Here is an 8,216-nt window from a genome sequence, read left to right as displayed (position 1 = left end):
TTTCATCCCCCTGCACCCCCTAAATAACATTGTGTAGGGAGCAATCGTTCTTTGATGAGCTTAAAAATCTAAGGCTAATCGGATTGCCTAGCCCCAGCTTCGCGCTCTTCGTGGCCTTCGCGGTTTCGGTCGCTAACCTGTATTCGCCAATAGCTATGTTCTATGCTCTATGCTCTATGCTCTACCGACCTCCAGCCCCCACCAACCGATCCCCAACTCTCGTTTCGCCACCCTTCCGTCCCGCCCCGGCGGGAGACGCAGGGGGTTTTCATCCCCCTGCACCCCCTAAATAACATTGTGTAGGGAGCAATCGTTCTTTGATGAGCTTGAAAATCTAAGGCTAATCGGATTGCCTAGCCCCAGCTTCGCGCTCTTCGTGGCCTTCGCGGTTTCAGACCTAGCTGTTGCCCCTGCGCAGTTCCACTTAGGCCCAATCAATTGCTGGCGGTACAGCCCAACCAGATTCAAAGCTGCTCACAAACGAATGAATGGCGCTTGGGCGTTGGCCTTGAGCTAAGAACGTTGCCAGCGATTTAAGCTCTTTGGGCCAGAATGGCATGCTGGCAATTTCGGCCAAACTGCGCCATGCGGGCATTGGTTTATCGGCGGCCTCGGCATGCAGTGTAGCCTGTGGATCTAACGGCGTAGCATACAGAAACACCTCTAGCCCATAGTTTGGCTCGCGATCCTCAGGGTCGATGATGGCGTAGGTTGGAATGACCCACTCGCGCAGAAAGGCAACTTTGCCAACTTCTACCCGAATGCCACATTCTTCCCAAACTTCGCGGGCAGCACACTCGGCCAACGATTCGCCACGTTCTAAGCCGCCACCTGGCAAACGCCAAACCAGTTCTGGCTGATCTTCAGTCGCCAGAATTAAGAGTTCTTGCTCACGCAGCACAATCACCCGCGTCCGAATGTTGTCGTAAACCGAATGGCTTGCCATTAGGCGGTCTCGATAATCGTGCCAGCATCAAGCTGATCGATGTTGGTGATGCGGACGACTTTCACGCCAGCTTGCAAGCCGCTCAACGCCGATTCAACCTTGGGAATCATGCCGCCGTTGATTGTGCCATTGGCAATTAATGCCTGAATGTCGTTGGTGTTGAGCCGTGGCGCAACTTCGCCATCAACTAAAACTCCAGGCACATTCGAGATAAACACCGCTTCGTCGGCTCCAACAGCGGCGGCAATCGCGCCTGCAAACACATCAGCGTTCACATTCAACGTGCCACCAGCGCCATCGGCACAAATTGGGGCCAATACTGGCACAACATCAGCAGCCAAGGCTTCATACAAAATTGTGGCGCGAATCCGCGCTGGCTTGCCAACCGCACCCAAGTCGCCAGCTTCGTGCTCTAGGCGGGTCGCATAGACCAAGTTGCGATCAACGCCCGACAAGCCGAGGGCTTCCACACCAACTGCATTTAATGCTGCAACCAAGCGCGTGCTAACACTGCCGCAAAGCACCATCGTGGCAGCTTTGAGTGCGGTTTGGTCGGTTACGCGCAGGCCAGCCACAAATTGCGGCTCGCCACCAAGCGCCACTTGCAATTGGCCAATTTCTTTGCCGCCGCCATGAACCAAAATTGGCACATCGTGGGCATTGACCATGGTCTGGATGACCGCAACCAAGCGAGCCAACCACTTCGGGTCATCAATTTCGTTGCCGCCAAGCTTCAAGATTCGCATTGCCCACTCCTAACGCAAGCCCGTGGTTTCAGGCAAGCCAAACATAATATTCATATTTTGAATTGCCTGCCCAGAAGCGCCTTTGAGCAAATTATCAATCGCCGACGTGACGATCAGCATGCCTGGCTGGGCCAGCGTTAGGCCAATTGCACAATCGTTGGTATGCACCACGTGCGCCAAACTGGCCAATTGGCCTTGATCAAGCACGTTGACAAATGGCTCGGTGGCGTAGCGTTGGCGATAGAGCGCATGAATCTGGGCCAAATCCAACTCTGGCTGAATTGGCACATAGATTGTGCTTAAAATACCGCGTTGGGTCGGCAAGAGGTGTGGAGCAAAAATCGTGTTAACTGCTGCGTTTGCCAACTTGCTCAGTTCTTGCTCAATTTCGCCAACATGGCGGTGGGTGTGGCCGATGTTGTAGGGGCTATAATTTTCGTGAGCCTCGACAAAATGCAAGTGTTGCTTGGGTGCGCGGCCTGCACCCGAAACGCCAGAAGCAGCGTTGATGATGATGGTTTGGCCGGTTTGCCACCAACCTTGCTCCAGCAACGGCGCTAAACCAAGCAGCACACTGGTGGGGTAACAACCAGGGTTGGCAATTGCTGGCACATCAACCAATGCAGCACGATTCAATTCAGGCAAGCCATAGGGTGCGTTCAAGAGTTCGGGGTGGGGGTGCGTGTGGTCGTACCAGCGGGTGTAAGCGGCGGGGCTGTCCAAGCGAAGGTCGGCGGAGAGGTCAATGGCTTTGACACCATTCTGGCGGGCCTCTGCCACCGTTTTGGCAGCGACACCGTGCGGCAACCCCGTGAAAATCACATCAACAGTCTGCCAATCAACCTGATTTGCAGCTAATAGGGTCAGATCAAGTGGGCCTGGCACAACCTCGGCCAAACGCTTGCCCGCCGACGATTCCGAGACAGCCCAAACCAGGCTAGCCTTTGGATGACGTTGTAGCCAGCGAGCTAGTTCGTATCCGGCGTAGCCCGTTACGCCAAAAATACCAACACGAATCATTGCGAACTCCCTATCGTTAAGGATGAAAGATGAAGGATGAGGGATGAACACCTGAGTGCTGCATCATTCAACCGTTTCATCCTTCATCCCTCATCCTTCATAATTTCGCGCTAAAAAAGTTTCCCCCCGAACCATCAATTGAGGTTCGGGGGGAAACGCTTGGGCGTTTATGATCTTGCTCGTTGCCTGTTATGCAGCACAAACGGCGCAAGCCCACCGAACCTCGTTGGTACGGGGACGACGCAGCCGCAATGCTGGCGAAAAAAGGTTGGTGAGCATTTGTTTCTTCATAATGTCGCGAATAATAGTGCGATTTAGATATTTTGTCAAGTAGGGGTTACAATGCGTATTTAGCTCATTCTAATGGGCTAAATAACGCATTGCGGCACAGGTTAAAGCTTGCTAATAGTTGGCCGTTCGCCGGTGTAGCGCGCTCGTGGCCGAATCAAACGCGCATCGCTATATTGCTCCAAGGCATGGCCAATCCAGCCAATGCTGCGGCCTAAGGCAAATAGGCTCATCGCGCTGCCCAACGGCAAATTCAGCACCCGCCCAACCCACGCCAAGCCAAAATCAATCGTCGGATAATCGCCCAACAATTCATAGACCGCTTGAATAATCCGATCAATATCGCTGCTAAATTCAGGCGCTACTTGACGAATCAAAGCGAGCAGCACTTTGCCACGGGGATCGCCATTCGGATACATCGGATGGCCAAAGCCAGGAATCGGCTGACCTAAGCGCAATTTTTGGGCTAGCGCAGCACTCATATCGGGGCTACGCAACAGTTCATCCAACAGCAACTCGCTTAATTCGCTTTGCTTGCCATGATGCACGCCGCCCAGCGCCGCCAAGCCTGCACTCACCACTGCATACAAGGTTGTGCCCGCCGAAGCAACACAGCGCGCAGTAAAAGACGAAACATTTAATTCATGATCAGCACTGACGATTAGCGCAGCATTGAGCAACGGCTGCAAATGCTGCGGAATCTGCCATGCCTCAGCCAAATGGGCGACAATTGGCCCTTGTAATGGGCGCTTGGCGGCAACACTAAACAGCAATTGCAGCACCCGCACCGCCGTCCGTTGCAAACCTTGCAGCCGTTGATCAAAGGCCGCATGATCGTTGCTGCCAACAATTGCCAACGCCACTACGCATTGCTCAATCAACGGCAAATCAGGCAATTGTGGGATACTAATCGCTGGCAAATCGGCCCATAATTGTCTGCTCTGTTGGCGCTCACCAGTCCAAATTAAGCTGGCAACTTCTTCGATACTGGCGCTCAATGCCAACTCCCGCACGTCAATCCCACGATAATACACCAGTTGATTATCGATCAACGTAATTGCTGAATCGAGCACTGGCGTACCCCAATGCAACGCTCCTGCCGCCACGCTGGCTGGGTTGCGTCGCCCTTCACGACGCAGTTTCAATTGCTCAACTTCATCGAATAAATAGCGATGAGCATGCGCTCCGGCTGGCTCCGAGTGCAGCAACCCGCGGCTCACATAGGCATAAACGGTTGGCACACTGATTCCCAAATGCTCGGCCACTTCGCGAGCACTCAAATAGCGCGTCATTGCGTTGCTCCATTCCAATATTGATTTGTCAATCAACATTGACAACATTGATAAATCTATTTATAGTCGATAGCAGCAGGAATTTCAAGCGGCAAAATTGCCGCTCAAGGCCTAACACGCTGGAAAGGATCGATTGTCAATGGCGACTGAAACCCAAGTTCATGTAGGTTTAGAAGGCATCGTTGCAGCAGCAACCCGGCTCAGCAGTGTCGATGGCCAAGCAGGCGAATTAATTATTGCTGGTTTTCCATTGGAGCGGTTGGCCCCATTTGCAACCTTCGAGGAAACCATTTTTCTGTTGTGGAACGACCACTTACCCAGCCAAAACGAGCTGGCCGAATTGCGCCAAAGCCTTGCCAGCCAGCGCCAATTGCCAGCCTTAACGTTACAAGTGGCCCAGCAACTTGGCCGCGAACAAGCAGACCCAATGGATGCGTTGCGCGCTGCCACCGCCACATTAACCCCATTGGCCGACGAAAAAGCCACGGCACAACGCATCGTCGCCGCCTTGCCAACGATTGTCGCCGCCTATTGGCGCGCCCGCAATCAAGCAGAATTTATCGAGCCACGCAGTGATTTAAGCCATGCAGCCAATTATTTGTGGATGTTGACAGGCAACGAGCCAAGCGCCGAACAAGTGCGCGCCCTCGAAACTTATCTCAACACCGTCGTTGACCACGGCTTGAATGCCTCGACCTTCACGACCCGCGTGATCATCTCGACCGAATCGGATTTGGTCTCGGCGGTAACTGGGGCAATTGGCGCACTCAAAGGGCCGTTGCATGGCGGCGCACCAGGCCCAGCCTTGGATATGGTATTTGAAATTGGCACAGCTGAACGGGCTGAGGAAGTGCTACGCGCCAAGTTGGCTCGCGGCGAGCGCTTGATGGGCTTTGGCCATCGCGTCTACAAAGTGCGCGATCCACGGGCAGAGGTTTTGGCAGGCGCTGCCGATCAACTATTTGCCAACGATGGCAACCGCGAATTGTACGAATTGGTGCGCCACGTTGAGCAAACCGCAATTCGCTTGCTCGAAGAACACAAGCCAGGCCGCAAATTGCAAACCAACGTCGAATTTTATACAGCGTTGCTGCTGCATGGCATCGATTTTGAAACCGATTTGTTTACGCCAACCTTCACCATCAGCCGCGCTGTTGGCTGGATTGCCCATGCCTTCGAGCAACGCGCCGTTGGCCGGATCATTCGGCCTCAATCGGTCTACACTGGCGAACGCAACCGCACCTGGGTTGATGTCGCTGAACGCTAAAATCAACAGCCGCCTTGTGATTCTTCAGCACAAGGCGGCAGATTTCTATGCTTGGGCAAAAAATAATACTGCTAAAACCACCAAGGTCAAAATCACCCAAAATCCCATATACAGCACAATAAATTGCTTGACACTAGCTCCGGTTTTGCCGTTGTATTGCAATTTACACTGCGGACATTTAACCAAATTGGTCATCTTTGCGCCCAAAACTCCGCCCCACCAACTCATGGTTACTTTGGTCGGCATGGTGTAGTGGCAACGTGGGCAGGGCACATACAACGAACCTGGCGGTACTTGATACATCATTACTCCTCAAAACGATACTGATCAATATCGCATAATGGCCGAAAGCCTACTGCTTGATAGATTTTATTCGAGGTTGGGTTGCTTAAATCAGTAAACAGCATGCAAAAGCGAAAGCCTTGATCCAACAAATGTTGGCTTAACGCCGCCACAGCATTGCTGGCATAGCCTCGACCGCGAAATTGGGGTGGCGTAGAAACAGCACCAATGCAAATGCCATTGATGGTTGGGCGACTTGAAGCAAGCGAGGAAACAGGCTCGCCGTCAACCTCCCAATACCAAGCGCTACCAGTCGCAATTTGGCGTTCGGCAACCGCGTGCCAATCCCAATGTGGCTCAGTTGGGAGCGCTTCGTCATGAAACGCTGTGAGCCGTTCAGCCAGCCATTCAACATCGGTGTTGCTCGCTTTTTTGAGCAAACCCTCTACTGGTGCAGGAGGAATAACTTCAGTCAAGGTATAAATGCGTTCGTGCATACTCAACAGCGCTTGTTTGCCAGTTTTGGCGTGCCAAATCTCGCAAAAAGCCGTGGTTGTTGCAGGCGCACTTAGCACCCCCGATAGCTCAATCTTGTGGCTATGCACGTAGTTGGCTAAGGCCTCAGCCGCTTGGTTGGCTAAACTGACATCGCGCAAGGCCGAGATCGCCAATGCATGTGGCGAGGTCATCACCGCCACGCCAACCGTGCCTTGCTCATCGCGAATCGCCGCCAAAAAAGGCGCATTTGCAGGCATCCAGCCATTCTGAATCCGCATGCTCAGGCCTAGTGGCAAATTATTTTCGGCCTCGTGCTGCAACAGAAATTCGCGGTGATCGGTTAAAAACTTGTCAACTGAAGCATATCGTTCGACGCGCATACAACACCCTCACTAAGCTACCTATGCTTAGTGAGGATACTCGAAGCCCAATCAAAAAACTATCGTGCTTAAGGCTCAATTTAGGCAGCCAGCAACACATTTACTTGCTGATTGACCGGCGTTAAATCAATGCGCAACCAATCAATTGTGCCTTGCATCCAAGCACGCAGATTTTCGATGTAGTCGTTAACATCCAATTCAAATTCAGCATAATTTGGGCGTTCGGCCACAATTCGTTCAAATGTCGCAACCTCTGTATAGCACATCTGCTCAACCCGCTCGATGGCCCGACTCCACGTACAATGCTCACGCTCTTTGACCAGCACCGCAATATTTTGCGGCTCCACGGCGGTCAAATCGCGCTCAACCGAAGCAATATCGTGCATCCAACACACCACATTATTGGTAATCTCGCCTAAATGTTGGAAGATTGCATCGTACTTAACCGAGGGTGGCAAGAGTTCAGCCTGGGCAAAATCCACAAAATCAAGCGTACTGGTGGCCGCGCCAATCCGTTGATGCAGCTCAATCGTAAGTTGTTTGTTGATCGAAGGCTGGTAGGTAATGCAATACACATCGTACACCCAATCGTGCAGATAGGTGCTCAAGGTTTGGCCAAAGCGTTCGCGCCATTGATGCGAGGTTACGTTGGCGATGCGTTGGCTCCAATCGGCAAACATGGCAATTAATGGCTCGTGAGCATAACGCGGCGTTGCGCCATTGAAAATATGCAATAGATCGTTGGTAAGGTTCGCGACAAATTCTGGCTGGTTGGTCAACGAACGAAACCATTGATCTTGCAAAAATAGCCAACTACCCCAATCAAGAATTAAGCGAAAGCGCTCGGCACAGGCATGCGGATAAACTCGCGCCAACAATTGTGGCAAGCGTAATCGCTGATATAAGCTCGCTTGGCCTTTGAAGCCATGCGCAAATTGGCTCATCCATTGGCTGTGTTCAGCATACACCGCTTCTAGGTGAGGGTTAAGTTTCGATGTAAAAGGAAGTTGGATATTCACAAACACCACTTCACCTCCGCGATTGATCAAAAAAACATTAAAATTATTATGCTGATCCTAGGCATAATTAACCATAGTGCCTTACTCCTAATCAGACCCCATGACATTCGGCGGTACTAAAGTGTGAGTATTGGCCAACGATAAGAGCATAGAGCAAAGAACATAGAACATAGAGGGAAAGGATGAAGGATGAGGGATGAAGTCAAAAAAGGGATCAGGCTACAGGCTCTAGGCTTTTGGCTATGGGAACCTAATCAAAATAATCTGTGCAATCTGTGGCTAAAAAATAAATCTTCGTGCTCTTCGTGGATCAAATGTTAACGCAGAGCCGCAGAGATGGGGAGGCTATAGGCTACAGGCTTTTGGCTATGGGAACCTAATCAAAATAATCTGTGCAATCTGTGGCCAAAAAAGGCCAAAGATCAAAATGCAAAAGCCTATAGCCTATAGTCAAACTTCCCGATCCCCAGCCCCCGAC

The 8,216-nt window shown here is 51.8% G+C and carries 8 protein-coding genes; 1 reads left to right on the top strand and 7 read right to left on the bottom strand.

The annotated features are described in order from the left end of the window. Positions 1–424 precede the first annotated feature (424 nt). From C5S61_RS25840 to C5S61_RS25825, 4 genes are all read right to left on the bottom strand, one after another. Positions 425–946, bottom strand: a complete 522-nt coding sequence (locus C5S61_RS25840; RefSeq protein ID WP_110520359.1) for an NUDIX domain-containing protein — start codon at positions 944–946, stop codon at positions 425–427. Further along, a complete protein-coding gene (gene argB, locus C5S61_RS25835; protein ID WP_110520357.1) occupies positions 946–1,692 on the bottom strand; it encodes an acetylglutamate kinase in 747 nt (248 codons plus the stop codon). Before argB ends, C5S61_RS25840 begins: the two co-directional genes overlap by 1 nt. A gap of 9 nt (positions 1,693–1,701) precedes the next feature. Beyond that, positions 1,702–2,712 carry an N-acetyl-gamma-glutamyl-phosphate reductase gene (argC, locus tag C5S61_RS25830; protein ID WP_110520355.1) on the bottom strand — a complete coding sequence of 337 codons (1,011 nt, stop codon included), beginning with the start codon at positions 2,710–2,712 and terminating at the stop codon, positions 1,702–1,704. 392 nt (positions 2,713–3,104) lie between these two features. Continuing rightward, positions 3,105–4,292 carry a citrate synthase family protein gene (locus tag C5S61_RS25825; protein WP_164689791.1) on the bottom strand — a complete coding sequence of 396 codons (1,188 nt, stop codon included), beginning with the start codon at positions 4,290–4,292 and terminating at the stop codon, positions 3,105–3,107. A 139-nt stretch (positions 4,293–4,431) separates the two neighbouring features. Here C5S61_RS25825 and C5S61_RS25820 point away from each other — a divergent pair, with 139 nt between their 5' ends. Further along, complete coding sequence (locus C5S61_RS25820) at positions 4,432–5,559, top strand: citrate synthase/methylcitrate synthase (protein WP_110520351.1); 1,128 nt, start codon at positions 4,432–4,434, stop codon at positions 5,557–5,559. 45 nt (positions 5,560–5,604) lie between these two features. Here the strand turns inward: C5S61_RS25820 and C5S61_RS25815 are convergent, their stop codons facing one another. From C5S61_RS25815 to C5S61_RS25805, 3 genes are all read right to left on the bottom strand, one after another. Continuing rightward, positions 5,605–5,862 (bottom strand): hypothetical protein, encoded by a 258-nt coding sequence (locus tag C5S61_RS25815; protein ID WP_110520349.1) that lies wholly within the window; start codon positions 5,860–5,862, stop codon positions 5,605–5,607. 2 nt (positions 5,863–5,864) lie between these two features. Further along, positions 5,865–6,719 (bottom strand): GNAT family N-acetyltransferase, encoded by an 855-nt coding sequence (locus C5S61_RS25810; protein WP_110520347.1) that lies wholly within the window; start codon positions 6,717–6,719, stop codon positions 5,865–5,867. 80 nt (positions 6,720–6,799) lie between these two features. Continuing rightward, on the bottom strand, positions 6,800–7,738 hold the full coding sequence (locus tag C5S61_RS25805) for a terpene synthase family protein (RefSeq protein WP_124033511.1): 939 nt from the start codon (positions 7,736–7,738) through the stop codon (positions 6,800–6,802). Positions 7,739–8,216: the final 478 nt, after the last annotated feature.

Source organism: Herpetosiphon llansteffanensis (genome assembly GCF_003205875.1).
Lineage (GTDB): Bacteria > Chloroflexota > Chloroflexia > Chloroflexales > Herpetosiphonaceae > Herpetosiphon > Herpetosiphon llansteffanensis.
This window is presented reverse-complemented; position numbering and strand designations above follow the sequence as displayed.

Bases quoted from the DNA above. Each gene is read 5' to 3' on its own strand.
- C5S61_RS25840 (WP_110520359.1), bottom strand. From the start codon at position 946: ATGGCAAGCCATTCGGTTTACGACAACATTCGGACGCGGGTGATTGTG.
- C5S61_RS25815 (WP_110520349.1), bottom strand. From the start codon at position 5,862: ATGTATCAAGTACCGCCAGGTTCGTTGTATGTGCCCTGCCCACGTTGC.
- C5S61_RS25820 (WP_110520351.1), top strand. From the start codon at position 4,432: ATGGCGACTGAAACCCAAGTTCATGTAGGTTTAGAAGGCATCGTTGCA.
- C5S61_RS25810 (WP_110520347.1), bottom strand. From the start codon at position 6,719: ATGCGCGTCGAACGATATGCTTCAGTTGACAAGTTTTTAACCGATCAC.
- C5S61_RS25825 (WP_164689791.1), bottom strand. From the start codon at position 4,292: ATGACGCGCTATTTGAGTGCTCGCGAAGTGGCCGAGCATTTGGGAATC.
- argC (WP_110520355.1), bottom strand. From the start codon at position 2,712: ATGATTCGTGTTGGTATTTTTGGCGTAACGGGCTACGCCGGATACGAA.
- argB (WP_110520357.1), bottom strand. From the start codon at position 1,692: ATGCGAATCTTGAAGCTTGGCGGCAACGAAATTGATGACCCGAAGTGG.